The 25,959-nt window shown below is 62.1% G+C and carries 29 protein-coding genes and 3 tRNA genes; 14 read left to right on the forward strand and 18 right to left on the reverse strand.

What is annotated here, in order from left to right:
* Window positions 1-29: 29 nt before the first annotated feature.
* Together LRS11_RS17580 and LRS11_RS17585 are read right to left on the reverse strand one after the other, a co-directional pair.
* Window positions 30-476, reverse strand: a complete 447-nt coding sequence (locus LRS11_RS17580) for a PaaI family thioesterase (protein WP_182835384.1) — start codon at window positions 474-476, stop codon at window positions 30-32.
* The gene (locus LRS11_RS17585) at window positions 476-937 is read right to left on the reverse strand and encodes a PaaI family thioesterase (RefSeq protein WP_260494175.1); all 462 of its coding nucleotides are present in this window, start codon (window positions 935-937) and stop codon (window positions 476-478) included. The genes LRS11_RS17580 and LRS11_RS17585 overlap by 1 nt, the downstream gene beginning before the upstream one ends.
* 186 nt (window positions 938-1,123) lie before the next feature.
* Between LRS11_RS17585 and LRS11_RS17590 the strand changes: the two genes are divergently transcribed.
* Window positions 1,124-1,414, forward strand: coding sequence for a hypothetical protein (locus LRS11_RS17590; protein ID WP_260494176.1), 291 nt, complete (start codon window positions 1,124-1,126; stop codon window positions 1,412-1,414).
* Window positions 1,415-1,456: 42 nt separating this feature from the next.
* Here LRS11_RS17590 and LRS11_RS17595 read toward each other — a convergent pair whose 3' ends face one another.
* From LRS11_RS17595 to uvrY, 6 genes are all read right to left on the reverse strand, one after another.
* On the reverse strand, window positions 1,457-1,846 hold the full coding sequence (locus LRS11_RS17595; RefSeq protein WP_260494177.1) for an MAPEG family protein: 390 nt from the start codon (window positions 1,844-1,846) through the stop codon (window positions 1,457-1,459).
* 257 nt (window positions 1,847-2,103) lie between these two features.
* Window positions 2,104-2,177 (reverse strand) — tRNA-Cys (locus LRS11_RS17600).
* A gap of 43 nt (window positions 2,178-2,220) precedes the next feature.
* Window positions 2,221-2,296 (reverse strand) — tRNA-Gly (locus tag LRS11_RS17605).
* Between the two features lie 65 nt (window positions 2,297-2,361).
* On the reverse strand, window positions 2,362-2,922 hold the full coding sequence (pgsA, locus tag LRS11_RS17610) for a CDP-diacylglycerol--glycerol-3-phosphate 3-phosphatidyltransferase (RefSeq protein WP_182835388.1): 561 nt from the start codon (window positions 2,920-2,922) through the stop codon (window positions 2,362-2,364).
* A 33-nt stretch (window positions 2,923-2,955) separates the two neighbouring features.
* Window positions 2,956-4,779 carry an excinuclease ABC subunit UvrC gene (gene uvrC, locus LRS11_RS17615; RefSeq protein WP_260496946.1) on the reverse strand — a complete coding sequence of 608 codons (1,824 nt, stop codon included), beginning with the start codon at window positions 4,777-4,779 and terminating at the stop codon, window positions 2,956-2,958.
* A gap of 1 nt (window position 4,780) precedes the next feature.
* Window positions 4,781-5,425, reverse strand: a complete 645-nt coding sequence (gene uvrY / locus LRS11_RS17620) for a UvrY/SirA/GacA family response regulator transcription factor (protein WP_260494178.1) — start codon at window positions 5,423-5,425, stop codon at window positions 4,781-4,783.
* A gap of 377 nt (window positions 5,426-5,802) precedes the next feature.
* Between uvrY and LRS11_RS17625 the strand changes: the two genes are divergently transcribed.
* Window positions 5,803-6,555 (forward strand): MgtC/SapB family protein, encoded by a 753-nt coding sequence (locus tag LRS11_RS17625; protein ID WP_260494179.1) that lies wholly within the window; start codon window positions 5,803-5,805, stop codon window positions 6,553-6,555.
* A 105-nt stretch (window positions 6,556-6,660) separates the two neighbouring features.
* On the opposite strand, the gene LRS11_RS17630 is transcribed toward LRS11_RS17625, so the two are convergent.
* Window positions 6,661-6,750: transfer RNA gene (locus LRS11_RS17630), tRNA-Ser, on the reverse strand.
* A gap of 135 nt (window positions 6,751-6,885) precedes the next feature.
* On the opposite strand from LRS11_RS17630, the gene LRS11_RS17635 reads away from it, so the two are divergent.
* From LRS11_RS17635 to LRS11_RS17660, 6 genes are all read left to right on the forward strand, one after another.
* Complete coding sequence (locus LRS11_RS17635; RefSeq protein ID WP_173206977.1) at window positions 6,886-7,554, forward strand: Bax inhibitor-1/YccA family protein; 669 nt, start codon at window positions 6,886-6,888, stop codon at window positions 7,552-7,554.
* A gap of 110 nt (window positions 7,555-7,664) precedes the next feature.
* The gene (tusD, locus tag LRS11_RS17640) at window positions 7,665-8,057 is read left to right on the forward strand and encodes a sulfurtransferase complex subunit TusD (RefSeq protein ID WP_260494180.1); all 393 of its coding nucleotides are present in this window, start codon (window positions 7,665-7,667) and stop codon (window positions 8,055-8,057) included.
* Window positions 8,057-8,416 (forward strand): sulfurtransferase complex subunit TusC, encoded by a 360-nt coding sequence (tusC, locus tag LRS11_RS17645; protein ID WP_260494181.1) that lies wholly within the window; start codon window positions 8,057-8,059, stop codon window positions 8,414-8,416. The genes tusD and tusC overlap by 1 nt, the downstream gene beginning before the upstream one ends.
* Window positions 8,416-8,715: a sulfurtransferase complex subunit TusB gene (tusB, locus tag LRS11_RS17650; protein ID WP_260494182.1), complete on the forward strand. Its 300-nt coding sequence runs from the start codon at window positions 8,416-8,418 to the stop codon at window positions 8,713-8,715. Before tusC ends, tusB begins: the two co-directional genes overlap by 1 nt.
* Window positions 8,712-9,047: a TusE/DsrC/DsvC family sulfur relay protein gene (locus tag LRS11_RS17655; protein WP_260494183.1), complete on the forward strand. Its 336-nt coding sequence runs from the start codon at window positions 8,712-8,714 to the stop codon at window positions 9,045-9,047. The genes tusB and LRS11_RS17655 overlap by 4 nt, the downstream gene beginning before the upstream one ends.
* 11 nt (window positions 9,048-9,058) lie before the next feature.
* Window positions 9,059-10,045 (forward strand): glycosyl transferase family protein, encoded by a 987-nt coding sequence (locus LRS11_RS17660; protein ID WP_260494184.1) that lies wholly within the window; start codon window positions 9,059-9,061, stop codon window positions 10,043-10,045.
* Here the strand turns inward: LRS11_RS17660 and cysG are convergent.
* From cysG to ftsK, 6 genes are all read right to left on the reverse strand, one after another.
* Window positions 10,030-11,421: a siroheme synthase CysG gene (gene cysG / locus LRS11_RS17665; protein WP_260494185.1), complete on the reverse strand. Its 1,392-nt coding sequence runs from the start codon at window positions 11,419-11,421 to the stop codon at window positions 10,030-10,032. The two genes, LRS11_RS17660 and cysG, sit on opposite strands and share 16 nt — an antisense overlap.
* A 74-nt stretch (window positions 11,422-11,495) precedes the next feature.
* Window positions 11,496-12,776 carry a serine--tRNA ligase gene (gene serS / locus LRS11_RS17670; protein WP_260494186.1) on the reverse strand — a complete coding sequence of 427 codons (1,281 nt, stop codon included), beginning with the start codon at window positions 12,774-12,776 and terminating at the stop codon, window positions 11,496-11,498.
* 18 nt (window positions 12,777-12,794) lie between these two features.
* Window positions 12,795-13,169 carry a fluoride efflux transporter CrcB gene (gene crcB, locus LRS11_RS17675; RefSeq protein ID WP_173206998.1) on the reverse strand — a complete coding sequence of 125 codons (375 nt, stop codon included), beginning with the start codon at window positions 13,167-13,169 and terminating at the stop codon, window positions 12,795-12,797.
* Window positions 13,166-14,491, reverse strand: a complete 1,326-nt coding sequence (locus tag LRS11_RS17680; RefSeq protein ID WP_260494187.1) for a replication-associated recombination protein A — start codon at window positions 14,489-14,491, stop codon at window positions 13,166-13,168. Before LRS11_RS17680 ends, crcB begins: the two co-directional genes overlap by 4 nt.
* A 19-nt stretch (window positions 14,492-14,510) precedes the next feature.
* A complete protein-coding gene (gene lolA, locus LRS11_RS17685; RefSeq protein ID WP_260494188.1) occupies window positions 14,511-15,137 on the reverse strand; it encodes an outer membrane lipoprotein chaperone LolA in 627 nt (208 codons plus the stop codon).
* 29 nt (window positions 15,138-15,166) lie between these two features.
* Window positions 15,167-17,572, reverse strand: coding sequence for a DNA translocase FtsK (ftsK, locus tag LRS11_RS17690; protein ID WP_260494189.1), 2,406 nt, complete (start codon window positions 17,570-17,572; stop codon window positions 15,167-15,169).
* 214 nt (window positions 17,573-17,786) lie between these two features.
* Between ftsK and trxB the strand changes: the two genes are divergently transcribed.
* The 4 genes from trxB (at window position 17,787) to infA (ending at window position 20,535) form a co-directional block, all read left to right on the forward strand.
* Window positions 17,787-18,734 carry a thioredoxin-disulfide reductase gene (gene trxB, locus LRS11_RS17695; RefSeq protein WP_260494190.1) on the forward strand — a complete coding sequence of 316 codons (948 nt, stop codon included), beginning with the start codon at window positions 17,787-17,789 and terminating at the stop codon, window positions 18,732-18,734.
* A 39-nt stretch (window positions 18,735-18,773) separates the two neighbouring features.
* Window positions 18,774-19,454 (forward strand): leucyl/phenylalanyl-tRNA--protein transferase, encoded by a 681-nt coding sequence (gene aat, locus LRS11_RS17700; protein WP_260494191.1) that lies wholly within the window; start codon window positions 18,774-18,776, stop codon window positions 19,452-19,454.
* 54 nt (window positions 19,455-19,508) lie between these two features.
* Window positions 19,509-20,216, forward strand: a complete 708-nt coding sequence (locus tag LRS11_RS17705) for an arginyltransferase (RefSeq protein ID WP_260494192.1) — start codon at window positions 19,509-19,511, stop codon at window positions 20,214-20,216.
* A gap of 100 nt (window positions 20,217-20,316) precedes the next feature.
* Complete coding sequence (gene infA / locus LRS11_RS17710; RefSeq protein ID WP_002553999.1) at window positions 20,317-20,535, forward strand: translation initiation factor IF-1; 219 nt, start codon at window positions 20,317-20,319, stop codon at window positions 20,533-20,535.
* Between the two features lie 146 nt (window positions 20,536-20,681).
* Here infA and clpA read toward each other — a convergent pair whose 3' ends face one another.
* Together clpA and clpS are read right to left on the reverse strand one after the other, a co-directional pair.
* On the reverse strand, window positions 20,682-22,952 hold the full coding sequence (gene clpA, locus LRS11_RS17715; protein WP_260494193.1) for an ATP-dependent Clp protease ATP-binding subunit ClpA: 2,271 nt from the start codon (window positions 22,950-22,952) through the stop codon (window positions 20,682-20,684).
* A 29-nt stretch (window positions 22,953-22,981) separates the two neighbouring features.
* Window positions 22,982-23,344 carry an ATP-dependent Clp protease adapter ClpS gene (gene clpS / locus LRS11_RS17720; RefSeq protein WP_173207021.1) on the reverse strand — a complete coding sequence of 121 codons (363 nt, stop codon included), beginning with the start codon at window positions 23,342-23,344 and terminating at the stop codon, window positions 22,982-22,984.
* Window positions 23,345-23,575: 231 nt separating this feature from the next.
* Between clpS and cspD the strand changes: the two genes are divergently transcribed.
* Window positions 23,576-23,839 (forward strand): cold shock domain-containing protein CspD, encoded by a 264-nt coding sequence (cspD, locus tag LRS11_RS17725; protein WP_182835411.1) that lies wholly within the window; start codon window positions 23,576-23,578, stop codon window positions 23,837-23,839.
* A 65-nt stretch (window positions 23,840-23,904) separates the two neighbouring features.
* On the opposite strand, the gene icd is transcribed toward cspD, so the two are convergent.
* A complete protein-coding gene (icd, locus tag LRS11_RS17730; RefSeq protein WP_260494194.1) occupies window positions 23,905-25,161 on the reverse strand; it encodes an NADP-dependent isocitrate dehydrogenase in 1,257 nt (418 codons plus the stop codon).
* 325 nt (window positions 25,162-25,486) lie between these two features.
* On the opposite strand from icd, the gene LRS11_RS17735 reads away from it, so the two are divergent.
* On the forward strand, window positions 25,487-25,933 hold the full coding sequence (locus tag LRS11_RS17735) for an NUDIX hydrolase (protein WP_260494195.1): 447 nt from the start codon (window positions 25,487-25,489) through the stop codon (window positions 25,931-25,933).
* Window positions 25,934-25,959 lie beyond the last annotated feature (26 nt).

Here is a 25,959-nt window from a genome sequence, read left to right on the forward strand (position 1 = left end):
TTCTTGGTCGCCGCTACTCCACGCGCGGATCAGGGCTCGTCGACCTTGAAGTGTGCGCGGGCGGTGGCAATGGGTTCGGTTTGATTGGTTTGCCAGGCCGTGATGGCGACGTTGGCGACACGCCGCCCCTGACGCCAGACCTGGCACTGGGCATAGGTGTCACGATAATGGCCGGCGCGCAGGTAATCTATCGAGAAGTCGATGATTTTCGGCAAATGTGGGATGCCCATGAACATCAGCAGATGCAGCATGGCCGCATGCTCCATGAAGCCGGCGATTACCCCGCCATGCAGCGCAGGCAATATCGGGTTGCCGATGTTGTCCTTGCTCGCCGGCAGGCGAAACACCATGTCATCCCCCAGGCGCAGGCACTCGATGCCGATCAGCTTGGCATAGGGAATCAGGCTGATCAGGCTGTCGTAGTCATTCTGCTCGTGGGCCTGACGCACCAGGGTATTGAGGTTCAACGCGGCCATCAGGCACCTCCCTTGAGGACGCTATCGCCCTGCGCAGCCTTACCCATACGCATGAAGGCGCCTACCACGTGGGCAATCGGCTCGTCGGGGTTGTCCTGATAGGCATACCCACGGGTGAAGATGATGTTCTCGGTGACCCGGTAGCATTCGGCGAAACCAAACACATCTTTGTGCGGCTGAGCCGGGCGCATGTAGTCGATACGCAGGTCGAGGGTCGGGCAGATCTCGAACTCCGGCAGCACGCAGACCGTGGAAATGCCGCAAGTGGTGTCCATCAGGGTGGTGATGGCGCCGCCGTGGATCACGCCACTCTCCGGGTTGCCGATGATCTGCGTGCTATAGGGCAGACGCAGGGTCAGACCAGACGGCACCGCCTCATGAACGGCAATGCCCAATACCTGGCAATGGCGCAAGGCCGATAAAAAGCGCTCGGCGCGCTCTAGAACAGGGTTATCGCTCATGACTACTTTCCCAGGCGACGTTGCAAAAGGCGCGCATCATACCCGCTCGCCGTTACGGGCAGACAACCACTCCACAGCAATGAATCACCGGCTTGACCATATCCGGCGGAACTTTGGCCAGTCCACCGCCTCTTATCAGTCACGAGGATAGTCCTCGTCAGGAAAGCCACAGAAGGAGTGCTGCCCATGTCCAAGCCCTTTACCTACGCCCTGCTTCTCGCCGCCATGCTCGGCCTGGCCGCCTGCGAAAAAGCACCGGAAGACAAAGTGGAGTCCGCCAAGGAGTCCGCTTCCGAAGCCATGGAGTCACTGGGTGATGCCGCTAAAGATACCGGTGAGGCCATTGAGCAGAAAGCCGATCAGGTGTTGGGCACCGAGCCCACCACTGGCGAGAAAATCCAGGATGCGGCTGACGATGCCGCCGACGCCATCCAGGATGCCGGCGACGAAGCCAAGGACGCCATCGACGGCCAATAACCCATACCCAACAAAAAGCCCGCTCACGCGGGCTTTTTCGTTTCAGCCCAACGCTGGACTGATCATCAGCAGCAGGCTGCACAACAGCCCCACTACCCACACCAAACTGCGCTGCCAGTGCAGGTCCGCCCAATACAGCACCAGATAAAGCACTCGGGCGATGACAAAGGTGACCGCCAGGATATTCACCAGTTGCCCGTGGGTCTGGGTCACATGCGCCATCAACACACCGACGGCAAACAGCGGGAAAGCCTCGAAACTGTTCTGATGCGCGGCCAGCGCGCGCGCACCAAAGCCGGTAAGTCGCGCCTGCTGGGCCCGTGGATGACGGTTGTCGTAACCGCCATCGGCATTCATCGCCTTGGCCACGGGAATCTTCGACAGAAAAATCAGCACAGCACTGATAAAAACACACCAGAAAGGCAGGGTCATTCGGCTTCTCCTTGGCTGACTCCAGTAACAGGATCTAGGTGCAGGGCAGTACACGGAATAGAACTCGCCACGACACAGTACGCTGCTGGGGCACTCGAAGGAATGGATGACGGAGGAGGTTTACCGGCGGGTCGGCGAGATCGTGAACCCGACAAGTGGCAGAAGGTTGCGGAAACGATCTGGAAAGTTGCGGGAACGATACGACCGGCCAGAAACGAAAAAAGCCCCGTAGACGTTAATCTACGGGGCTTTAGTACTGGAGGCCGATACCGGAATCGAACCGATGTACGCGGATTTGCAATCCGCTGCATAACCACTCTGCTAATCGGCCTCAAACGAAGACGCCGCAAAAAGCGGCGTCAACGTCAACAAACTGGAGCGGGAAACGAGACTCGAACTCGCGACCCCGACCTTGGCAAGGTCGTGCTCTACCAACTGAGCTATTCCCGCGTCTTGGTGACGGGCGCCATTCTATACTTTCAGAACGAGCCGTCAACCCCTTGATTCAAAAAAGTTTATTTCTTTTCCGAGCTGCTGCTCAGATGCGGCCAAGCAGCCAGCAGGTACTGCACCATCGACCACAGGGTCAGGCCGGCAGCGATGATCAGCAGGGCGTAGCCGAGACCGACCCAGAAGGTCAGCAGCGGCGGATTGGCCAGCAGGATCACCAACGCCACCATCTGCGCGGCGGTTTTCCACTTGCCCAGCTGGGATACGGCGACATGCGCCCGCGCCCCCAGTTCGGCCATCCATTCACGCAGTGCCGAAACGACGATCTCGCGCCCGATGATGATGGCCGCCGGCAGCGTCAGCCACAGGTTGGCGTGTTCTTCGACCAGCAGCACCAGCGCCACGGCCACCATCAGCTTGTCTGCCACCGGATCGAGGAACGCGCCCAGCGGGGTGCTCTGCTCCCAGCGCCGCGCCAGGTAGCCATCGAACCAGTCGGTGATGGCCGCCAGAGAAAAAATCGCACTGGTTGCCAGATAGCTCCAGGAAAAGGGCAGATAGAAGAACAGGATGATGACGGGAATCAGGGCAACGCGCAGAACGGTGAGCAAATTCGGAATGTTCATCAGGACTACTGGCCAGCAAAGTGAGCGGGCATTCTACTCGCTGTGCAAGGCCGCATAAATCGACTCGGCGAGCTTTTTGCTAATACCTGGCGCCTTGGCGATTTCATCGATGCTGGCGCGGGTCAGCTCCTGCAAGCCGCCAAAATGCTTGAGCAGCTCGCGCCGGCGCTTGGGCCCTACACCCGCCACATCTTCCAGGCTGGAAGTACGCCGCGCCTTGCCACGCCGCGCGCGGTGCCCGGTGATGGCAAAACGGTGTGCTTCGTCGCGAATCTGCTGGATCAGGTGCAGTGCCGGCGAATCGGCCGGCAAGGTGAACTCGTGCTCGGCATCGTTCAGGTACAGGGTTTCCAGGCCCGGCTTGCGCGTCACGCCCTTGGCCACGCCAAGCAGGATCAGATCGGGTACGGCCAGTTCCTGCAGCACGTCGCGGGCCATGGCCATCTGCCCCTTGCCGCCGTCGACCAGCAGGATATCCGGCAGTTTGCCCTCGCCATCTTTCAGCCGACTGAAGCGCCGGGTCAGAGCCTGGTGCATGGCGGCATAGTCGTCACCGGCAGTCACGCCTTCGATATTGAAGCGCCGATAGTCGGATTTGAGCGGCCCTTCCGGGCCGAACACCACGCAGGAAGCCACGGTCGCCTCGCCACTGGAGTGACTGATGTCGTAGCACTCCAAGCGTTGCAGCGGTTCATCCAGGTCCAGCGCCTCGGCCAGTGCCTCGAAACGCGCCGCCACATGCTGCCGGTTGGCCAGGCGCGCGCTCAGGGCCTGCTCGGCATTGGTGATCGCCAGTTGCTGCCAGCGCGCCCGCGTACCACGTACCCGATGACTGATCGCCAGTTCCCGCCCGCGCAGCTCGGCCAGCGCCGCCGCCAGGGTGGGCAAGTCTTCATGCACGACGTTGACGATCAGTTCGCTGGGCAGGTCGCGCTCGTGACTGCTCAAGTAGTACTGCGCGAGGAACGCAGCCAAGACGGCGCCACCCTCCTCCTCGATACCCACCTGCGGGAAGAAGTTCTTGCTACCTAATACGCGACCGCCACGCACGCTGATCAAATGCACACAGGCGCCACCCGGATTGACCATGGCCGCCACCACGTCGACGTCACCGGTACCGCCTTCCATGCTCTGCTGATCCTGCACCCGGCGCAGCAGGCCGATCTGGTCGCGCAACTCGGCGGCCCGCTCGAACTCCAGGTTCATCGCCGCCTTTTCCATCGCTGCGGACAGTTCGTCGGTCAGTGCACTGCTGCGGCCATCGAGAAACATCACCGAGTGGCGAACGTCCTCAGCATATTCCTCCGGCTCGACCAGGCCGACGCAAGGCCCCTTGCAGCGCTTGATCTGGTATTGCAGGCAAGGCCGCGTGCGGTTCTTGAAATAGCTGTCTTCGCACTGGCGAACCAGAAAGGTCTTCTGCAGCAGGTTGAGGCTTTCACGGATCGCCCCGGCGCTCGGGTACGGGCCGAAATAGCGACCCTTCTCCTTCTTCGCTCCCCGATGAATGCCCAGGCGCGGGAACTCGCCATCGGAGAGCAGCACGTAGGGGTAGGATTTGTCGTCACGCAGCAGGATGTTGTACGGCGGCCGCCACTGTTTGATCAGCGTCTGCTCGAGCAGCAACGCTTCGGTCTCGTTGGCCGTGATGGTGGTTTCGACTTGCGCGATGCGCCCCACCAGCGCCGCAGTCTTCGGCGCCAGGCCGGTCTTGCGAAAGTAGCTGGCCAGGCGCTTCTTCAGGTTGGAGGCTTTGCCTACATAGAGCAGCTTGGCCTCGCCATCGAACATCCGGTACACGCCAGGGCGGCCGCTACAGGTGGCGAGGAAGGCACTCGAGTCGAACGGCGCGGACATCTCAGCTGATGGCATCGACCATGCCATGACGCACGGCCAGCAGAGCCAGTTCCACGTCACTGGTGATGGAGAGTTTCTCGTAGATGCGATAGCGGTAGGTGTTCACCGTCTTCGGCGACAGGCACAGCTTGTCGGAGATGGTTTGCACCTTGTGGCAGTTGGCGATCATCAGGGCAATCTGGATTTCCCGCTCGGACAACGAGTCAAACGGCGAACCGCTATTGTTCGGCTGGAAGGACTTCAGCGCCAATTGCTGGGCAATCTGCGAGCTGATGTAGCGCTGCCCGGCAAACGCCATGCGGATGGCCTGCACCATCTCCTCCAGCGCCGCGCCCTTGGTCAGGTAACCGGCGGCACCGGCCTGCAGCAAGCGGGTCGGAAACAGATCGTCCTCGCAGGCAGTGACGGCGATGACTTTCAGGTCGGGATAACTGCGCAGCAGTTTTCGCGTGGCTTCGAGACCGCCAATGCCTGGCATCTTGACGTCCATCAGGACGACATCCGGCTTGAGCTCGCGGGCTTTCTTCAGCGCCTCCTCACCGGAGTCCGCCTGCCCGATCACCTGCAAGCCATCGATATCGGCCAGCATGCGGGTAATGCCTGTTCGAACCAGATCGTGGTCGTCGACCACTAGCACCTTAATCAAGCGACACCTCGCTGCATCAAACACGCCGCTTTTGCGGTCTTTTGGGCATGCAGTCAAATCTGTGAAGACATTCACGAACCTAGCTTGGCGCAAATTCGTCAGAAAGCAAACGCCAAAAAAATGTTCCCGGCATCACTTCAAGGCTAACACCGAACGTGGCAGATACGGCGTTTCCACCGCGACAATCCGCCAAAGTCTACTGGACTGCAGGCTTGCTGTTCCAGTGCAGCATCGAAAGAAAACACCGCCCTCACCGCCGCCAGACCACTCTCCAGCAACAGAGCCAAACAGGCCGCACTGGCACGCACCTGCAGAGCAGCAGATCGGATCGGCTACGCTGAGTGGAAGCATTTTTCAGCTGCAGCGAGGCTCCCGACGTGAGTGCATTGTCCCTGGAACAGCTCGCCAGTTACTGGGCGCAGCCTGAGCTCGCCGTCAATCTCGTCATCATTTTCAATCTGGTCGGCGCTCTACTGCTCGGCCTGGTGGTTGGTTACGAGCGCTCCTATCACGGCCGCGCCGCCGGCATGCGCACCTATGGCATGGTGTGCATGGCATCTGCCGCACTCACGGTGTTTTGCGGCTATCCGGAATACTGGTACGGCGGACATTTCGCCAACAGCACCGGGATCGACCCGACCCGTGTCATTCAAGGGATAGTCACCGGTATTGGCTTTCTCGGTGCCGGCCTGATCATGAAAGACGGCGTAAGCATCAGCGGCCTAACCACTGCCGCCTCGATCTGGTCGTCTTCGGCGATTGGCGTGCTGGTCGGCGTCGGCTTCTATGGCGCAGCGATTCTGCTCACCCTGATATCCGCAGCGCTGATGATGTGGGGTGCCAAAATCGAGGCACGCCTGCCATCGAAACCGGCCATAGCCATCGTCCTGCGCTTCGCCGCTGGCTACGAGAAACCCTCAGCGGAAGTGCTGCGGCAGATCGCCCGTGACCGCGGCTATGTAATAGCCGCCAGCTCTTTCGTGATCAGCTACGAGCAACAGCAACTGGAGTGGCGCTTCGTCGCCGTCGCCATCGACGGGCACAAGAGTGCCCGTATCACCGACATGGCCGATGAACTGTCACGCTTCGAGGGAGTGTCGAAGTTCCAGATGTCCCATGCGCGTAACTGATGGCCGACCACTCGAATAGGCCAATTGGCAGCTACGCCACGCTCAGCGCGGAAAGACAGGACCAGAAACAACAAAGCCCTGGAGACCAGGGCTTTGTTGAGTAATTGGCGGAAGCGGTGAGATTCGAACTCACGGAAGAGTTTCCCCTTCGACGGTTTTCAAGACCGTTGCATTCAACCGCTCTGCCACGCTTCCGGCGCTTGCTGCGGGCGGCAATCTTACCGGAACGCAACACACTGTCAAACTCTCGTAATTGGCAGACTATCGCGGTCTGTTATGATCGACTTGACTGCGGTCACGGACCCAATTTGTCTTTACAGGAGTGTTGTCATGCACGAACAAGATTACGCGCTCAGCCATGCGCAGGTCGACCAGCAGGAAGTCAGCAAAGTCCTGCGTAATACCTATGGTTTGCTGGCCCTGACCCTGGCTTTCAGCGGCCTGGTGGCGTACTTTGCCCAGCAGATGAACCTGCCCTACCCCAACATTTTCGTGGTGCTGATCGGCTTCTACGGCCTGTTCTTCCTCACCATGAAGCTGCGCAACTCGGCCTGGGGCCTGCTGTCGACTTTCGCCCTGACCGGCTTCATGGGTTACACCCTGGGCCCGATCCTCAACCGTTATCTGGGCATGAGTGGCGGCGGTGAAGTCATCAGCTCGGCCTTCGCCATGACCGCTCTGGTGTTCTTCGGTCTGTCGGCCTATGTGCTGACCACCCGCAAGGACATGAGCTTCCTCGGCGGTTTCATCACCGCGGGCTTCTTCGTCCTGCTGGGCGCCACGCTGGCCAGCTTCTTCTTCCAGATCAGCGGGCTGCAACTGGCGATCAGCGCCGGCTTTGTGCTGTTCTCCTCGGCCTGCATCCTGTTCCAGACCAGCGCGATCATCCACGGCGGTGAGCGCAACTACATCATGGCCACCATCAGCCTGTATGTATCGATCTACAACCTGTTCGTCAGCCTGCTGCAGATCTTCGGCATCATGGGCAGCGACGACTGAGTGGTACCTGCTGCAAAGAAGCCCGCTTCGGCGGGCTTTTTCATGCCTGTGACAAGCATCTGCAGCGTTCTGCCTTTATCATGACGGCAGTGTGTTATCGCGGGATTGTCATGAAGTTCGCCATTGCCCTGTTCGCCCCGGCCCACCTGCCCTCCTCGCGCCGCGCCCTGCGCTTTGCCGAGGCAGCGCTTGCCGGCGGCCATGAGATCGTGCGCCTGTTCTTCTATCAGGACGGCGTGCACAGCGCCTCGGCCAATACGGTCAGCGCCCAGGACGAACTGGACCTGCCTGCCGAGTGGCGCGCCTTCGTCGAACAGCAGAAGCTGGATGCCGTGGTGTGCATTGCTGCCGCCCTGCGCCGTGGCGTGCTCAACGAGGAAGAAGCACAGCGCTACCAGAAGCCGGCCGCCAACCTCGGCGCGCCCTGGGAGCTGTCGGGACTGGGTCAGCTGCACGAAGCCAACCAGTTGGCTGACCGCCTGATCTGCTTCGGAGGCCACTGATGAGCAAATCCCTGTTGATCATCAGTCGCCAGGCGCCCTGGGCCGGTCCCAGCGCCCGCGAGGCCCTGGACATCGCCCTGGCCGGTGGCGCCTTCGACCTGCCACTGGGCCTGCTATTTCTCGATGACGGCGTGTTCCAGCTCCTGGCGCAGCAGCAACCCGCGGCTCTGCAGCAGAAGGACCTGACCGCTAACCTGCAGGCCCTGCCAATATTCGGCGTCGAATCGCTGTATGCCGCCAGCCGCAGCCTCAGCGAACGCGGCCTCAGCGAACAGCCCCTGGCGCTGCCGGTGGAGCAACTCGACGACAGCCAACTGACCCTGCTTATCGACCGCTACGACCAGGTGATCACGATCTGATGGCCACTCTGCACCTGCTTTCCCACTCCCCATTCAGCGACAGCCGTTTCGCCAGCTGCCTGCGCCTGCTCGGCCCGCAAGACGGCCTGCTGCTCAGCGGCGATGCGGTCTACGCCCTGCAACCGGGTACCGTTCAGCTGCAAGCCCTGCAGTTGATGCCGGCGGGCATCGCCCTGTTTGCCCTCGACGAAGACCTGCAAGCGCGCCATCTACAAGTGCCAGACCGCGCCCAGGCAGTCGATTACCCCGCCTTTGTCGAGCTGTGCGCCAGCTATGCCAAGGTCAACAGCTGGCTATGAGCAACCTGATAGTTGATGGCCGCAGCATCGCCCTGGACAAGGATGGCTATCTAGCCGAGCTGGCCGACTGGTCGCCAGCCACTGCCGAAGCCCTGGCTGCTAGTGAAGACCTGCAACTGGGTGCCGAACACTGGGAAATCCTCGAGCTGCTGCGCGCCTTCTACAGCGAGTTCCAGCTGTCGCCGGCTACCCGCCCGCTGATCAAATACGTGGCCCTCAAGCTCGGCCCGGAAAAAGGCAACAGCCTGCACCTCAACCGCCTGTTCAAGGGCACGCCCGCCAAGCTCGCCGCCAAACTGGCTGGCCTGCCGAAACCGACCAATTGCCTGTGAAAGTAGCGCCCATGATTCTCGTAGCTCCCCCGGAACATCCCTTCGCCCAGTTCGTGCGCATCCTTGGCAAGGGCAAGCGCGGCGCACGCAACATGAGCCGCGAGGAAGCCCGCGAAGCCATGGGCCTGCTGCTCGACGACAAGGTCGAAGACACCCAGCTGGGCGCCTTTCTCATGCTGTTGCGGCACAAGGAGGAAAGCGCCGAGGAGCTGGCCGGTTTCACCGAGGCCCTGCGTGAACGCCTGGTGACGCCGCCGATTGCCGTCGACCTGGACTGGCCCAGCTATGCCGGCAAGAAGCGTCACCTGCCCTGGTTCCTCCTGGCCGTCAAAGCCCTGGCCGCCAGCGGCGTGCGCATCCACCTGCACGGCGGCGGCGCGCATACCGCCGGACGCCTGTACAGCGAGCAACTGCTGGAACAGCTCGCCATCCCGATCTGCCAGTCGTGGACGGCAGTTGCCGAGAGCCTGGATCGCCACAACCTGGCCTTCACCCCGCTGGGCGCCTGGGCGCCACAGCTGCAACGGATGATCGACCTGCGCAACACCCTCGGCCTGCGTTCGCCGATCCACTCGCTGGCGCGCATCCTCAACCCGCTGGGCGCGCGCTGCGTGATGCAGAGCATCTTCCACCCCGGTTACCAGGCCACGCACCGCGAGGCCAGCCAGTTGCTCGGCGACACGGCCATCGTGATCAAGGGCGAAGGTGGCGAGATCGAGGTCAACCCGGACGGCCAGTGCCACTTGTATGGCACCGCCGGTGGCGAGAACTGGGACGAGGAATGGCCGGCACTGTCCGCCCAGCGCCACGTCAAGCCAGAGCAGCTGGACCCGACGCATCTGCTGGCCTTCTGGAATGGCGAAGCGGAAGACGCCTATGGCCGCCTGGCGGTGCTCAGCACCATCGCCCTGGGCCTGCGCGCCCTGGGTGAGCCGCGCGAAAGCGCCCTGGCCCGCGCCGAAACGATCTGGAACGCACGCGCTCAGTCGGCTGACTGAGCGCCTTCGAACCAGGCCAGTTTCTCGCGTAGCTGCACCACCTCACCGACTATCACCAGGGTCGGCGCATGCACCTCATGCTCGGCCACCAGCTGCGGCAAGTTGGCCAGGGTACCGGTGAACACGCGCTGATTTTGCGTGGTGCCCTGCTGCACCAGCGCCGCCGGCGTATCCGCCGCGCGGCCATGGCGGATCAGCTCGGCGCAGATGGCCGGCAGCCCGACCAGGCCCATGTAGAACACCAAGGTCTGCCCCGGCGCACTCAGTTCGCTCCAGGGCAGGTCGCTGCTGCCGTCCTTGAGATGACCGGTGACGAAACGCACCGACTGCGCATGGTCACGGTGGGTCAGCGGAATCCCGGCGTAGGCCGCACAGCCCGAGGCCGCAGTAATCCCCGGTACCACCTGAAACGGGATGCCGTGGGCCGCCAACTCCTCGATTTCCTCGCCGCCACGGCCGAAGATAAACGGGTCGCCGCCCTTGAGGCGCAACACCCGCTTACCCTGCTTGGCCAGGTCGACCAGGCGCTGGTTGATCTGCTCCTGCGGCACGGCATGCTTTGAGCGCTGTTTGCCGACGTAGATGCGGTCGGCATCACGGCGGCACAGGTCGACAATGGCCGGCGCCACCAGACGGTCATACAGCACCACATCGGCCTGCTGCATCAGGCGCAGGGCGCGGAAGGTCAGCAGATCCGGATCGCCCGGACCGGCACCGACCAGGTAAACCTCACCCAGGGCGCGCGGGGCAATGCCGGCGATTTTCGCTTCGAGCTGACGCTCGCCCTCGCCCAACTTGCCGGCGAACACGCTTTCGGCGATCTGGCCCTGGAACACGTCTTCCCAGAACACCCGGCGCTGCTGCACATCGGGAAACAGGCCACGCACCTGGGCGCGGAATTTCTTCGCCAGCCCGGCCAGTTGGCCATAGGTGGCGGGAATCCAGGTCTCGATCTTGGCGCGGATCAGCCGTGCCAGCACCGGCGCATCACCACCACTGGTGATGGCGACGATCAGCGGCGAGCGGTCGACGATGGCCGGGAAGATCACGCTGCACAGCTTGGGCGCGTCCACCACATTGACCGGAATGCCGCGCGCCTGGGCCTGGGCGGAAATCTGCGCATTCAGCGGCTCATTGTCGGTGGCGGCGATCACCAGGCACACCCCATCCAGATCATCCGCCTGGTAGCCACGCTGCAAAACCTGGGCGCTCGGCCCGGCCAGCTCGCGCAACTCGTCACGAATTTCCGGAGCCACCACGCGCAAGATCGCACCCGACTCGACCAGCAGGCGCGCCTTGCGCAGCGCCACTTCACCACCGCCGACGACCAGCACCAGGCGATCCTGCAGTTTGTGGAACAGGGGAAGAAAATCCATGGCGCACGCTCTCGATCAGGAAAAACAAAACGGGGCGGCTCTAGCCACCCCGTATTCTGCAACTGAAGCCCGGTTTACCCGATGACTTCGATACCGGCCATATAAGGCTTCAGCACGTCCGGCACACGGATGCTGCCGTCGGCCTGCTGGTAGTTCTCCAGCACCGCCACCAGGGTGCGGCCCACCGCCAGGCCGGAGCCATTGAGGGTGTGCACCAGCTCCGGCTTGCCGGTTTCCGGGTTGCGATAGCGCGCCTGCATGCGCCGGGCCTGGAAGTCGCCGCAGTTGGAGCAGGAGGAAATTTCGCGGTACTTGTCCTGGCTCGGCACCCAGACTTCCAAGTCATAGGTTTTTACCGCGCCGAAGCCCATGTCACCGGTGCATAGCGCCAGCTTGCGGTAAGGCAGCTCGAGCAGCTGCAGCACGCGTTCGGCGTTGGCGGTGAGGCTTTCCAGTGCCTCGAAGGACTTGGACGGCTCGACGATCTGCACCATCTCGACCTTGTCGAACTGGTGCTGGCGGATCATGCCGCGGGTATCGCGGCCCGAGGCGCCGGCTTCGCTGCGGAAGCACGGGGTGTGGGCGACGAACTTGAGCGGCAGCTGCTTGGCGTCGAGGATCGCGCCGGCAACGATGTTGGTCAGCGATACTTCGGCAGTCGGGATCAGGTACAGGTCGGCCTGCTCGTCGCGCTGGATCTTGAACAGGTCCTCTTCGAACTTCGGCAGCTGGCCGGTGCCCTGCAGCGCGGAGGCCTGCACCAGGTAAGGCGTATAGGCCTCCTCGTAGCCATGCTCGGCGGTATGCAGGTTGATCATGAACTGCGCCAGGGCACGGTGCAGACGCGCGATCGGCCCGCGCAGCAGGGCGAAACGGGCGCCGGACAGCTTGGCGGCGGTCTCGAAATCCAGCCAGCCATGCTGCTCGCCGAGGGCGACGTGATCCTGCACCGGGAAGTCGAAGCTGCGCGGCGTGCCCCAGCGCGACACCTCGACGTTGCCTTCTTCATCCTCGCCAACCGGCACCGACTCATCGGGCAGGTTGGGGATGTTCAGCAGCAGATTGTCCAGCTCGGCCTGGATGGACTCCAGCTCGCGCTTGCCCTCTTCCAGGTCGCTGCCCATCTTGTCGACTTCCGCCAGCAGCGGCGCAATGTCTTCGCCACGCTGTTTGGCCTGGCCGATGGCCTTGGAGCGGGTATTGCGCTCGTTCTGCAGCTGTTCGGTGCGGGTCTGCACGGTCTTGCGCTGGGCCTCGAGGGCCTCGAAGCGCGCCACGTCCAGCTGGAAGCCACGGGTAGCCAGGCGGTCCGCAATCTCCTGCAGTTGGGTACGAACCAGTTTGGAGTCGAGCATGGGATGTTCTCGTCTAGATCAGAGCTTGGTTAATGTCAGGCCGGCCCAGGTGGCGAGCAGACCGCCCAACACGCTGGCAGTCGCATAGCCGATGGCCAGCGGTGCCTGGCCGCTTTCCAGCAGGCGCAGCGTGTCGAGGGAGAAGGATGAAAAAGTGGTCAGGCCGCCGAGGAAGCCGACAATCAGCCCCGCGCGCAGCTCCAGCGGTACCTCGGGGCGCAGCAGAAACAGGCCGTACAGATAGCCGATCAGCAGGCAGCCGACAATATTGACCGCCAGGGTAGCGCCATAGAAGTGCTGCGGCCAGTTCGCGCTGACCCAGTTGCTGGTGAAGAAGCGCAGCAGGGTGCCGGCCATGCCGCCCAGGGCGACCGCGATAACCACGCCGATCATGACTTTCTCCGCCGGCGCGGGCTGGCGGCATCCAGCGCCGCCAGATGGGCCAGTTTGTCGCGAATCTTCAGCTCCAGGCCACGCGGCACCGGCTGGTAATACGGCTGCGGCGCAAGCTGCTCGGGGAAATAGTCTTCGCCGGCGGCATAGGCATCGGGCTCGTCGTGGGCGTAGCGGTATTCCTCGCCGTAGCCCAGTTCCTTCATCAGCTTGGTCGGCGCATTGCGCAGGTGCAGCGGCACTTCCAGCGAGCCGTGCTCGGCGGCATCGCGCATGGCGGCCTTGAAGCCCATGTACACCGCATTGCTCTTCGGCGCGCAGGCCAGGTAGACGATGGCCTGCGCCACGGCCAGCTCGCCCTCGGGGCTGCCCAGGCGTTCCTGTACGTCCCAGGCGTTGAGGCACAGGGTCAGGGCGCGCGGGTCGGCGTTACCGATGTCCTCGCTGGCCATGCGCACCACGCGCCGCGCCAGGTACAGCGGGTCGCAGCCACCATCGAGCATGCGCGCGTACCAGTACAGCGCGCCGTCCGGGTTGGAGCCGCGCACCGACTTGTGCAGCGCGGAAATCTGGTCGTAGAAGGCTTCTCCACCCTTGTCGAAACGACGGCGACTGTCGCCCAGCAGGTTCTGCAACAGTTCGGCGGCGATCTCGCTGCCGTCCTCGGCCAGGTCGGCGGCATTCTCCAGCAGGTTGAGCAGGCGCCGGCCATCGCCATCGGCGGCGGCCAAGAGTATCTGGAAGCTCTCTTCCGGCAGGCTCAGACGCTGCTTGCCCAGGCCCTTGTCTTCCGTCAGCGCGCGCTGCACCAGCTTGCGCATGGCCGCCTCGTCCAGGCTTTTCAGCACATAGACACGGGCTCGCGAGAGCAGCGCGTTGTTCAGCTCGAAGGACGGGTTCTCGGTGGTGGCACCGATGAAGATCAGCGTGCCGTCTTCCACATAGGGCAGAAAGGCGTCCTGCTGGCTTTTGTTGAAACGGTGCACTTCGTCGACGAAGAGGATGGTGCGGCGGCCGTACTGGGCGGCCTGCTGCTTGGCCACTTCCACCGACTGGCGGATTTCCTTGACCCCGGAGAGCACCGCGGAAATCGTCTCGAAGTGCGCCTCGGAGACCTGCGCCAGCAGCTTGGCCAGGGTGGTCTTGCCGACCCCAGGCGGGCCCCAGAAGATCATCGAGTGCAGCGCACCCTGCTCCAGCGCCTCGCGCAGCGGCTTGCCGTGCCCCAGCACATGCTCCTGACCGACGTACTCGTCCAAGCTGGTCGCGCGCAAACGCGCGGCCAGGGGCTGGGCGACGGGGGCGGAGCGAAACAGGTCCATACCGGGCGGCAGCGGCCTCTTATTCCTGGATGACGTCGGCGCCCTCAGGCACGTCGAAGGTGAACAGCGCGGGGTCGAGCTGCTCGTTCATCTTCACGCTGAGGAACAGGATATTGGTGCGCTGGCCGATGCTGTCGATCAGCTGCATGTCGTTGATCACGCCACGGCGGAACGACAGGCGCAGGTTGTCGAACAAGGTGTCCTGGGCCTTCGGCTTGAGCATGAAGTCGACCACTTCGCCGGCTTCCTTGAAGCTGATCTCGAAGTTCTCGCGGATCTTCGACACATCGCCGGAAAGCAGCAACGCCGGGGTGTGGGTCAGGCGCTGGTCGAGGCTCTGAATGGTCACCTGCATCAGATCCGGGTCGTACAGCCAGACTTTCTCGCCGTTGGAGACCAGCAGTTGCTCCTGCGGCGCATCGGTGTGCCAGCGGAACAGCCCCGGGCGCTTGAGTGCCAGTTGGCCGGCGGTTTCCTGCAGCTGGGTGCCGGTACCGTCCAGAGTCAGCTGGGAGAAACGGGCGCTGATGGTCTGCGCCTGGTTAAGCAGTTCGGTCAGACGTTTGACCGCCGCCTCGTCGTCCGCCTGGGCGGGGATGGCGACAACGGCCAGGGCGGACAGCAACAACATGCGCAGCAGTCGCATGGAAATCCTCTTCATAGACAAACTGGAAATTAGTCCCGCATCGGGCCCGGTGCGATCACTTCGCGCGAGCCATTGGTATTCATCGACGTAACCACGCCGGCCATCTCCATGGCTTCGATCATGCGGGCGGCACGGTTGTAGCCGATCTTCAGCTTGCGCTGCACGGCGGAGATGGAGGCGCGACGGCTCTCCAGCACGAAGTTGACCGCTTCGTCGTACAGCGGATCAGCCTCGCTGCCCTCACCGCCTTCGCTGCTGCTGCCGCCATCGAAGCCGCTACCGGCCTCCTCGACGCCAGCCAGGATATCTTCGATGTAGTCGGGCGAGCCGCGCTGCTTCCAGGCTTCGACCACGCGGTGCACTTCTTCGTCGGAAACGAAGGCGCCATGCACACGAATCGGCAGACCGGTGCCCGGCGGCAGGTAGAGCATGTCACCGTGGCCCAGCAGCTGTTCGGCGCCACCCTGGTCGAGGATGGTGCGCGAGTCGATCTTGCTGGAGACCTGGAAGGCCATGCGGGTCGGGATGTTGGCCTTGATCAGGCCGGTGATCACGTCGACCGACGGACGCTGGGTAGCGAGAATCAGATGGATACCGGCGGCACGCGCCTTCTGCGCGATACGCGCGATCAGCTCTTCAACCTTCTTGCCGACGATCATCATCATGTCGGCGAATTCGTCGACCACCACCACGATGGTCGGCAGGCTCTTCAGCAGCGGCGCTTCATCTTCCATGGACTCGCGGCGGTACAGCGGGTCGGTCAGCGGCGTACCGGCCTCCTCGGCATCCTTCACCTTGCGGTTGAAGCCGGCCAGGTTGCGCACGCCCATGGCAGCCATCAGCTTGTAGCGGCGCTCCATCTCGGCGACCGACCAGCGCAGGGCGTTGGCGGCCTCCTTCATGTCGGTCACCACCGGGCACAGCAAGTGCGGGATGCCTTCGTAGATCGACAGTTCGAGCATCTTCGGGTCGATCATGATCATCCGCGCCTCTTCCGGCGTGGATTTGAACAGGATCGACAGAATCATAGCGTTGACACCCACCGACTTACCGGAGCCGGTGGTACCGGCCACCAGCAGGTGCGGCATCTTGGCCAGGTCGGTGATCACCGGCTTGCCGCCGATATCGTGGCCCAGGGCCAGGGTTACCGGCGACTTGGCGTCGTCGTACTCGCTGGACGACAGCACCTCGGAGAACCGCACGATCTGCCGGTCTTCGTTGGGAATCTCGATGCCCACGGTGGTCTTGCCCGGAATCACCTCGACCACGCGCACGCTGATGATCGCCATCGAGCGCGCCAGGTCCTTGGCCAGGCCGGAAATACGGCTGACCTTGACCCCGGCAGCCAGCTGGATCTCGAAACGGGTGATCACCGGGCCCGGGTGCACGGATTCGACCATGACCTCGACGCCGAACTCCTTGAGCTTGATCTCCAGCAGGCGCGACATGGCCTCCAGAGATTCCGGCGAGTACTGCTTCTGCTTCTTCTCGGCGGCATCGAGAATCGAAATCGGCGGCAAGGTGCCAGCCACGGCGCTGTCTTCGAACAGCGAGACCTGTTTTTCCTTCAGCACACGCTTGCTCGGCTCCGGCGCTTTCGGCGCGGGCGGTGGCGCGATCACGGGCGCCGGTCGGCTCTCGCGCTCGCTCATATGCTTGCTCAGCGCTTCCTCGCGGGCGATCAGGCGCTCCTTGACCTTGGCCTGCTCGCGGCGATCGGGCACCACCGGTGCGGCCACTTCGCTGACGCGGTCGTCGACTTCACGCAGCTTGGCCACCAGTTGCTTGCGCTCGACCCGGGCACTCCACCAGCGGTTGATCAGGCTGTTGATCAGCTCGAACAGGTCCAGGGTGATCTTGCCGGTGACATCCATGACCTTGAACCAGGACAGGTCGGCAAATACGGTCAGGCCAAACAGGAACAACGAGATAAACAGCAGCGTGCTGCCCTGGATATTCAGGGCATTGACCGCCAGCACACTGAGGCTTTCACCCAGCGCACCACCCGCTGAAGCGGGCAAGCCGCTGCCATCCTGGAAGTGGATATCGGCCAATGCAGCGCCGGCCAGCACCAGGAAGACCAGGCCGATCAGGCGCCAGGAAAACAACCAGCCGCTCCACTGCCAGGGCAGATGGCGATTACGGAACACCTGCCAGGTCTTCACCGCCAACAGCAGCGGGAACAGGTAAGCAAAATAGCCGAGCACCATGAACAGGATGTCGGCGAACCAGGCGCCCGCGCGACCGGCGGCGTTCTGCACCTGTTCGACGTTGCTGGTATGGCTCCAGCCTGGGTCGTTCTGGTCGTAGGTCAGCAATGCCATCCACAGATAGAGGCAGAGCGCGCCAAGCGCGATAAGCGCACCTTCCTTGAGGCGGTAGTGCAACTGCTGGCGCCAGAGAGGGACCTGAGCTGTAGAGGTGGAATTCTTCAAAACGCTGCTATTCCTGCGCCCGGAGCGCGACCAACAATCAGTTGAAAACGTAAAGTCGGACCATTGTACGGATTTACAGGTCCGATGCCATGCCAGGCACTGGGCGCGTTTTGCCGCCTTTCCTGCTTCGGTGTAGCATACCGGCCAGCATCTTACGCACCGCTCAATTTGAGCATGCATTCTCTTTTGTGACAAAGGCTTATGAGGTCTTTTTATGAGCGAAGTCAAGCATTCACGCCTGATCATTCTGGGCTCCGGCCCTGCCGGCTACACCGCTGCCGTCTATGCCGCCCGCGCCAACCTCAAGCCCGTCATCATCACCGGCATCCAGCCCGGCGGCCAGCTGACCACCACCACCGAAGTCGACAACTGGCCAGGTGACGTGCACGGCCTGACCGGCCCGGCACTGATGCAGCGCATGCAGGAGCATGCCGAGCGTTTCGATACCGAGATCGTCTACGACCACATCCACACCGCCGAGTTGCAGCAGAAGCCCTTCACCCTCAAGGGCGACAGCGGCACCTACACCTGCGACGCCCTGATCATCGCCACCGGCGCCAGCGCCCAGTACCTCGGCCTGCCGTCGGAAGAAGCTTTCGCCGGCAAGGGCGTCTCCGCCTGCGCCACCTGCGACGGTTTCTTCTACCGCAACCAGGTGGTCTGCGTGATCGGCGGTGGCAACACGGCCGTGGAAGAAGCCCTGTACCTGTCCAACATCGCCAAGGAAGTGCACCTGATCCATCGCCGCGACAAGCTGCGCTCGGAGAAGATCCTGCAGGACAAGCTGTTCGAGAAGGCTGCCAACGGCAACATCCGCCTGCACTGGAACCACACCCTGGACGAAGTGCTGGGCGACGCCAGCGGCGTAACCGGCGTGCGCCTGATCAACACTGCCGACGGCAGCAAGAAGGAACTGCAACTGGCTGGCGTATTCATCGCCATCGGTCACAAGCCCAACACCGAGCTGTTCCAGGGCCAACTGGAAATGCGTGACGGCTACCTGCTGGTGCAGGGCGGCAACGAAGGCAATGCCACCCTGACCAGTATCGACGGCGTGTTTGCCGCCGGCGACGTGGCCGACCACGTCTACCGCCAGGCCATCACCTCGGCTGGCGCGGGCTGCATGGCCGCGCTCGACGCCGAAAAGTACCTCGACGTCTAAGCCGCAGCAGGCGGGCGCCCGGCGCCCGCCCTCCCCCGCATGCTGACCTGGCTGCAACGCGACACCCTCGACTTCCCGCCTCTGGATAAAGCCCTGCGCGAGCCCAATGGCCTGCTGGCAGCCGGTGGCGATCTGTCGCCTGCACGCCTGGTCGCCGCCTACCGGCATGGCTGCTTTCCCTGGTACTCACAAGGTCAACCGCTACTGTGGTGGTCGCCAGACCCACGCACGGTGTTGTTTCCCGATGAATTCCACCTGTCGCGCAGCCTGGCCAAGCTGATCCGCCAGCAGCGCTTCACGGTCAGCTTCGATCGCGATTTCGCCGCCGTCATCCAGGCCTGCGCCGAACCGCGTACCCATGCCGACGGCACCTGGATCACCACAAGCATGCAGAGCGCCTACCTGCACCTGCACCGCCAAGGCATCGCCCATTCGGTCGAAGTCTGGGAAAACGGACAGCTGGTCGGCGGACTCTACGGCCTGGCCATGGGTCAGCTGTTTTTCGGTGAGTCGATGTTCAGCCGCACGGACAACGCCTCGAAAGTCGGCTTCGCCACTCTGGTCGGCAAACTGCGTGAATGGGGCTTTGTCCTGATCGACTGCCAGATGCCCACTCAGCACCTGCACAGCTTTGGCGCCCGGGCGATACCACGCAGCGAGTTCGCGACTTACCTGCAGCGCCATCTCGACCAACCGAATAGCGCCGACTGGCTCGCCTAGGCGACTCCCGCAGCCTGGCATACACTTGTTCAAAGGTTTTCCCGAGGGTTGACCATGACCGAGCTGGCTCGCCTCAAGTTTTACGCCACCCAGCCACATCCTTGCAGCTACCTGCCCGAGGAACAGGCCACCACCCTGTTCCTCGACCCCAGCCAGCCCATGGATGTGCAGGTGTATGCCGAGCTCTCGGAAATGGGCTTTCGGCGTAGCGGTGACCATCTGTATCGCCCGCACTGCCAACGCTGCACCGCCTGCGTACCAGCCCGCATCCCTGCCGACCAGTTCCTGCCCAACCGCCAGCAGCGGCGCATCCTCAAACGCAACGCCGACATTCAGGTGCAAGCCGTACGCCCGGCGTTCAACGAGGAGTACTACGACCTCTACGTGCGCTACATCGAGCAGCGCCACGCAGATGGCGACATGTACCCACCCAGCCGTGACCAGTTCAGCACCTTCCTGGTTCGCGACCTGCCATTCGCGCGCTTCTACGAGTTCCGCCTGGAGGGCAAACTGCTGGCTATCGCCGTCACCGACATGCTGCCCAACGGCCTTTCGGCGGTTTATACCTTTTACGACCCTGATCAGGAACGGCGCAGCCTGGGCCGTTTCGCCATCCTCTGGCAGATCGGCGAAGCCGCACGCCTGGGCCTGCAAGCGGTCTACCTCGGCTACTGGATCAAGAACTGCCGCAAGATGAGCTACAAGACCCAGTACCGCCCCATTGAGCTGTTCGTCAATCAACGCTGGACAGTCCTCACCTGAATACCTTGGCGGCACACTGCATTTTCGGGCACAATGCACGCCGCTTTTGCCTGGGGCCAGTTGCGCCGGGCCATTCATTGGATACCGAGGGCTTTACTGCATGTCGAAAGAAGACAGCTTCGAAATGGAAGGCACTGTCGTCGACACCCTGCCCAACACCATGTTCCGTGTGGAGTTGGAAAATGGGCACGTCGTTACCGCGCATATCTCCGGAAAGATGCGCAAGAACTACATCCGCATTCTCACTGGCGACAAGGTCCGCGTCGAACTGACGCCATATGACCTGAGCAAGGGCCGCATCACCTACCGCGCCCGCTAAGAACCTGCTCAAAGCCTGCTGCGCGCTGGCCATGCCGTGTTGAAATCGGCCTGACTCTAGCTCACGAGCCATTGAACAAGCTCTAAGCCCAGTTGAAATGAAAACGCCCGGCACTGCCGGGCGTTTTCGTTTACCTGTTTTTCAGATCAAGCCGGCTCTGCCGTGGTCTCGAATTCGAAGCGCAGCTCATCGCCAACTAGCTCGATGTGCACTACGCCGCCATGCTCGGCCAGTTCACCGAAGAGGATTTCCTCGGCCAGCGGACGCTTGATCTTGTCCTGGATCAGGCGCGCCATCGGCCTTGCCCCCATCGCCACGTCATAGCCCTTCTCGGCCAGCCAGCCACGCGCCGCATCGCTGACTTCCAGCAGCACATGCTTGTCCTCGAGCTGCGCCTGCAGTTCGGTGAGGAACTTGTCGACGATGCTTTTGATCACTTCGTGACTCAGACGACCGAACTGGATGATGGTATCCAGGCGGTTGCGGAACTCCGGCGTGAAGCTTTTCTTGATCACTTCCATGGCATCGGTTGAGTGATCCTGGTAAGTGAAGCCGATCGACGCCCGTGCCGCGGTTTCCGCCCCGGCGTTGGTGGTCATGATCAGGATCACGTTACGGAAGTCGGCCTTGCGCCCGTTGTTGTCGGTCAGCGTGCCGTGATCCATCACCTGCAACAGCAGGTTGAAGACTTCCGGATGGGCCTTCTCGATTTCGTCGAGCAGCAACACGCAATGCGGCTGCTTGGTGATGGCCTCGGTGAGCAAGCCACCCTGATCGAAACCGACGTAGCCAGGAGGCGCACCGATCAGACGCGAAACAGTATGCCGCTCCATGTACTCGGACATGTCGAAACGTACCAGCTCGATACCCATGGCCTTGGCCAGCTGACGAGCGGCCTCGGTCTTGCCGACCCCGGTCGGCCCGGCGAACAGGAAAGAGCCCACCGGCTTGTCCGGCGCCTTCAGGCCTGCGCGTGACAGCTTGATCGCGGTCGCCAGCGAGTCGATCGCCGCATCCTGGCCGAATACGGTCAGCTTGAGGTCGCGCTCCAGATTGCGCAGCAGTTCCTTGTCGGAACTGGTGACGTGCTTCGGGGGAATCCGCGCGATCTTGGCGACAATGTCTTCGACCTGGGCGACTTCGATACGCTTGGCACGCTTGTCTTCCGGCTGCAGCCGCTGGTAGGCACCCGCCTCGTCGATCACATCGATGGCCTTGTCCGGCATGTGCCGGTCATTGATGTAGCGCGCCGCCAGCTCGGCCGCTGCGCGCAGGGCCTCGTCGCTGTACTCGATATGGTGATGCTGTTCGAAACGCGCCTTCAGCCCGCGCAGGATGCCAACGGTATCCTCGACCGACGGTTCGCTGACATCGACCTTCTGGAAGCGCCGCGCCAGAGCCCGGTCTTTCTCGAAGATGCCACGGAACTCCTGGAAGGTAGTAGAGCCAATGCAGCGGATCTCACCCGAGGACAGCAGCGGCTTGAGCAGGTTGGAGGCATCCATCACCCCGCCCGAAGCCGCGCCCGCGCCAATGATGGTGTGGATCTCGTCGATGAACAGGATCGCATGCGGGCGCTTGCGCAGCTCGTTGAGCAGCGCCTTGAAACGCTTCTCGAAATCGCCGCGGTATTTGGTACCGGCCAGCAAGGCACCGAGATCCAGGGAGTAGACCACGCTGTCAGCCAGCAGATCAGGCACCTGGCCGTCGACAATGCGCTTGGCCAGTCCTTCGGCGATGGCGGTCTTGCCGACACCGGCCTCACCCACCAGCAGCGGATTGTTCTTGCGCCGACGCGCGAGAATCTGCGCTACGCGCTCCACCTCGGGCTCGCGCCCGACCAACGGGTCGATACGGCCTTGGCGAGACAGTTCGTTCAGGTTGCTGGCATAAGCATCCAGCGGATTACCCGAGGAAGCGGACTCGCCCCCCTCGTCATCCTGCATTTCCTGCTCGCTGTCGGAATGATCGGCATGCCCCGGCACCTTGGAGATGCCATGGGCGATGTAATTGACCACATCGATGCGCGCGACGCTCTGCTGCTTGAGCAGGAATACCGCTTGGCTTTCCTGTTCGCTGAAGATTGCCACCAGCACGTTGGCGCCGGTAACTTCGCGCTTGCCCGAGCTCTGCACGTGAAACACCGCACGCTGCAGCACGCGCTGGAAGCCCAGGGTCGGCTGGGTTTCGCGGTCTTCATCGTGCTGCGGGATCAGTGGCGTGGTGGAGTCGATGAATTCCTGCAAATCATGACGAAGCTTGTCCAGATTGGCGCCGCAAGCGCGCAGGACGGTGGCTGCAGCCTCGTTATCCAGCAATGCCAGCAGCAGATGCTCGACCGTCATGAACTCATGCCGCTTGGAGCGTGCCTCCTTGAAGGCCAGATTGAGGGTGACTTCCAGCTCTCGATTCAACATAGCTTCACCTCTTACCCAAGCGTCCGGTATTAACCGTCCTTCTCTATTTCACAGAGTAGCGGATGCTGGCTTTCCCGGGCGTACTGGTTGACCTGCATGGCCTTGGTTTCTGCGATATCGCGGGTATACACACCGCAGATTGCCCGCCCCTCTGTATGGACGGTCAGCATGATCTTGGTTGCCAGCTCACGATTGTGGTTGAAGAACACCTCCAACACCTCGACCACGAAATCCATCGGCGTGTAGTCGTCGTTGAACAGCAGCACCTTGTACATCGGTGGCGCCTGCAACCGCGGCTTAGCTTCTTGGACAGCAAGACCCGAGGAATCATCCTCGTGCGTAGCTGGACGATCTTGATTGAATGTTAGACGAATCTGGCTGCTTGCATGCATGCGAAAGAGGATGCTTCGTGGCTGGGCGAATACAGATGCTAGACAGGTTTATGACTGGCTTCTCAGCCAGCTGCCGGAGCGCCTTGACTAACGGCAAAAGGGTGTTACAAACATTGAATACCCGTCTCGGGTATCGGGGTTCCGCGCCTTCGCCCAACCCGGCTGATTTCATGCGCGGAATTGAAGTGGATGATACTCCAGTGATGGAGTCCTTTGCAGAGGGATATCAGCATGCTTAGCGGTAAGGTCAAGTGGTTCAACAACGCCAAAGGCTACGGGTTCATCGTCGCCGACGGCCGAGATGAGGACCTATTCGCCCACTACTCGGCCATCCAGATGGACGGTTACAAGACTCTCAAGGCCGGCCAGCCGGTAAGCTTCGATATTCTGCAAGGTCCAAAGGGCCTGCATGCTGTGAATATCAGCGCCGCCCTGGCAACCAGTGAATCCCCGGCGACCATCAGTTCGCCACAAAGCACTCCGGTAGAAGCCTGATAAAGAGCTTGCAATAAAAAAGGCCGGTCAAATGACCGGCCTTTTTGTTACCACTCGTCGCTTAATTACATGTGCGCGATCATGGCATCGCCGAACTGCGAGCAGGACAGCAGCTTGGCGCCATCCATCAGACGCTCGAAGTCGTAAGTCACGGTCTTCGCACCGATGGCACCGTTGGTACCTTTGATGATCAGGTCCGCGGCTTCGGTCCAGCCCATGTGGCGCAGCATCATCTCGGCGGAGAGGATGACCGAACCCGGGTTGACCTTGTCCTGACCAGCGTACTTCGGCGCGGTGCCGTGGGTCGCTTCGAACATGGCGATGGTGTCGGACAGGTTGGCACCCGGCGCGATACCGATACCACCTACTTCGGCCGCCAGGGCATCGGACAGGTAGTCACCGTTCAGGTTCAGGGTAGCGATCACGTCATATTCGGCCGGACGCAGCAGGATCTGCTGCAGCATGGCGTCGGCGATGGCGTCCTTGACCACGATGTTCTTGCCGGTACGCGGGTTCTTGAACTGCATCCACGGACCGCCATCCAGCAGCTCGGCGCCGAACTCGTCACGCGCCACTTCGTAGCCCCAATCCTTGAAGGCACCTTCGGTGAACTTCATGATGTTGCCTTTGTGCACGATGGTCAGCGACTCGCGGTCGTTGTCGACGGTGTACTGCAGCGCCTTGCGCACCAGGCGCTTGGTGCCTTCCTTGGAAACCGGCTTGACGCCGATGCCGCAATCCTGGTCGAAACGGATCTTGGTGACGCCCATTTCTTCTTTCAGGAACTTGATGACCTTGGTCGCTTCAGGCGAACCGGCCTTCCACTCGATACCGGCATAAATATCTTCGGAGTTTTCGCGGAAGATGGTCATGTCGACGTCACCCGGACGCTTGACCGGGCTCGGCACGCCTTCGAACCAACGCACCGGGCGCAGGCAGACATACAGATCCAGTTCCTGGCGCAGGGCAACGTTCAGCGAACGGATGCCGCCACCGACCGGAGTGGTCAGCGGGCCTTTGATGGAAACAACGTAGTCGCGTACGGCTTCCAGGGTTTCTTTCGGCAGCCAGGTGTCCTGGTCGTAGACCTGGGTGGCTTTCTCGCCGGCGTAGACTTCCATCCAGGAAATCTTGCGCTCGCCGCCGTAGGCTTTCTCGACGGCCGCGTCGACGACCTTGATCATCACCGGGCTGATATCGACGCCGATGCCATCACCCTCGATGAACGGGATGATCGGGTTGTTCGGTACGTTCAGGGACATGTCGGCGTTGACGGTGATTTTGTCACCGGTCGCTGGCACCTGGATCTTCTGGTATCCCATGCTTGACTCCGTTGTTTTCGTGGTCTGACATTCCGCCGCGCGGATGGCGTGGCGAATGGAACTTTGGGTCTCGGAAAGGTGCCGCATTCTTGTAGTTTTTCTACAGAAAGTCACGCACTTTTCGACATTTCCTTACATCACTGGCGCCTCAAGAGCTGCACCGATACTGCCCTGCAGCCGTTCCTGTAGTCAAACTACAGGGAGCACTACACGGCGCCACAAACTGAACCGACTTTTATCCTAGCAGCTCAGCCCGAGAATGCGCTGATCTGGCCTCCGGCAGAATCTGCCACTAACATCCGCGACCTCATTTACGGAGGTTCCCATGCGCTTTACGCCCCATGTCACGGTAGCCACCGTGGTCGAAGACCAGGGACGCTTCCTGCTGGTCGAAGAGCTGGCTGGCGGCCAGGCGGTATTTAATCAGCCTGCCGGCCATCTGGAAGCAGACGAAAGTCTCATCGACGCCGCCTTGCGCGAAACCCTCGAGGAAACCGGCTGGCAGGTCGAGCTGACCGCCGTGACCGGCATCTACCTCTACACAGCCCCGAGCAATGGCGTCACCTACCAGCGCGTGTGCTTCGCCGCCAAGCCCCTGCTGCATCTGCCAGAGAGCCCGCTGGACGACGGCATCCTCGGCCCGCGCTGGCTGACCCGAGAGGAACTGGCGGCCCAGCCCGAACGCTGGCGCAGTGAACTGGTTATGCGCTGCATCGACGACTACCTGGCCGGCGAGCGCTTCCCGCTGAGCCTGATCCGCGACCCGGCCTGATTCGCCGCCGCACCGCAGCGCCTGTT

This window comes from Pseudomonas sp. J452, assembly GCF_024666525.1.
GTDB lineage: Bacteria > Pseudomonadota > Gammaproteobacteria > Pseudomonadales > Pseudomonadaceae > Aquipseudomonas.

What these genes read in the sequence shown, in the direction of transcription:
- LRS11_RS17585 (WP_260494175.1), bottom strand. Translation starts at nt 937, where the DNA reads ATGAGCGATAACCCTGTTCTAGAGCGCGCCGAGCGCTTTTTATCGGCC.
- tusC (WP_260494181.1), top strand. Translation starts at nt 8,057, where the DNA reads ATGAGCAAATCCCTGTTGATCATCAGTCGCCAGGCGCCCTGGGCCGGT.
- lolA (WP_260494188.1), bottom strand. Translation starts at nt 15,137, where the DNA reads ATGCGACTGCTGCGCATGTTGTTGCTGTCCGCCCTGGCCGTTGTCGCC.
- icd (WP_260494194.1), bottom strand. Translation starts at nt 25,161, where the DNA reads ATGGGATACCAGAAGATCCAGGTGCCAGCGACCGGTGACAAAATCACC.
- cysG (WP_260494185.1), bottom strand. Translation starts at nt 11,421, where the DNA reads ATGGATTTTCTTCCCCTGTTCCACAAACTGCAGGATCGCCTGGTGCTG.
- tusD (WP_260494180.1), top strand. Translation starts at nt 7,665, where the DNA reads ATGAAGTTCGCCATTGCCCTGTTCGCCCCGGCCCACCTGCCCTCCTCG.
- LRS11_RS17655 (WP_260494183.1), top strand. Translation starts at nt 8,712, where the DNA reads ATGAGCAACCTGATAGTTGATGGCCGCAGCATCGCCCTGGACAAGGAT.
- LRS11_RS17590 (WP_260494176.1), top strand. Translation starts at nt 1,124, where the DNA reads ATGTCCAAGCCCTTTACCTACGCCCTGCTTCTCGCCGCCATGCTCGGC.
- clpA (WP_260494193.1), bottom strand. Translation starts at nt 22,952, where the DNA reads ATGTTGAATCGAGAGCTGGAAGTCACCCTCAATCTGGCCTTCAAGGAG.
- crcB (WP_173206998.1), bottom strand. Translation starts at nt 13,169, where the DNA reads ATGATCGGCGTGGTTATCGCGGTCGCCCTGGGCGGCATGGCCGGCACC.
- tusB (WP_260494182.1), top strand. Translation starts at nt 8,416, where the DNA reads ATGGCCACTCTGCACCTGCTTTCCCACTCCCCATTCAGCGACAGCCGT.
- cspD (WP_182835411.1), top strand. Translation starts at nt 23,576, where the DNA reads ATGCTTAGCGGTAAGGTCAAGTGGTTCAACAACGCCAAAGGCTACGGG.
- trxB (WP_260494190.1), top strand. Translation starts at nt 17,787, where the DNA reads ATGAGCGAAGTCAAGCATTCACGCCTGATCATTCTGGGCTCCGGCCCT.
- infA (WP_002553999.1), top strand. Translation starts at nt 20,317, where the DNA reads ATGTCGAAAGAAGACAGCTTCGAAATGGAAGGCACTGTCGTCGACACC.
- aat (WP_260494191.1), top strand. Translation starts at nt 18,774, where the DNA reads ATGCTGACCTGGCTGCAACGCGACACCCTCGACTTCCCGCCTCTGGAT.
- clpS (WP_173207021.1), bottom strand. Translation starts at nt 23,344, where the DNA reads ATGCATGCAAGCAGCCAGATTCGTCTAACATTCAATCAAGATCGTCCA.
- serS (WP_260494186.1), bottom strand. Translation starts at nt 12,776, where the DNA reads ATGCTCGACTCCAAACTGGTTCGTACCCAACTGCAGGAGATTGCGGAC.
- uvrC (WP_260496946.1), bottom strand. Translation starts at nt 4,779, where the DNA reads ATGTCCGCGCCGTTCGACTCGAGTGCCTTCCTCGCCACCTGTAGCGGC.
- LRS11_RS17660 (WP_260494184.1), top strand. Translation starts at nt 9,059, where the DNA reads ATGATTCTCGTAGCTCCCCCGGAACATCCCTTCGCCCAGTTCGTGCGC.
- pgsA (WP_182835388.1), bottom strand. Translation starts at nt 2,922, where the DNA reads ATGAACATTCCGAATTTGCTCACCGTTCTGCGCGTTGCCCTGATTCCC.
- LRS11_RS17705 (WP_260494192.1), top strand. Translation starts at nt 19,509, where the DNA reads ATGACCGAGCTGGCTCGCCTCAAGTTTTACGCCACCCAGCCACATCCT.
- LRS11_RS17595 (WP_260494177.1), bottom strand. Translation starts at nt 1,846, where the DNA reads ATGACCCTGCCTTTCTGGTGTGTTTTTATCAGTGCTGTGCTGATTTTT.
- LRS11_RS17635 (WP_173206977.1), top strand. Translation starts at nt 6,886, where the DNA reads ATGCACGAACAAGATTACGCGCTCAGCCATGCGCAGGTCGACCAGCAG.
- LRS11_RS17580 (WP_182835384.1), bottom strand. Translation starts at nt 476, where the DNA reads ATGGCCGCGTTGAACCTCAATACCCTGGTGCGTCAGGCCCACGAGCAG.
- LRS11_RS17680 (WP_260494187.1), bottom strand. Translation starts at nt 14,491, where the DNA reads ATGGACCTGTTTCGCTCCGCCCCCGTCGCCCAGCCCCTGGCCGCGCGT.
- LRS11_RS17735 (WP_260494195.1), top strand. Translation starts at nt 25,487, where the DNA reads ATGCGCTTTACGCCCCATGTCACGGTAGCCACCGTGGTCGAAGACCAG.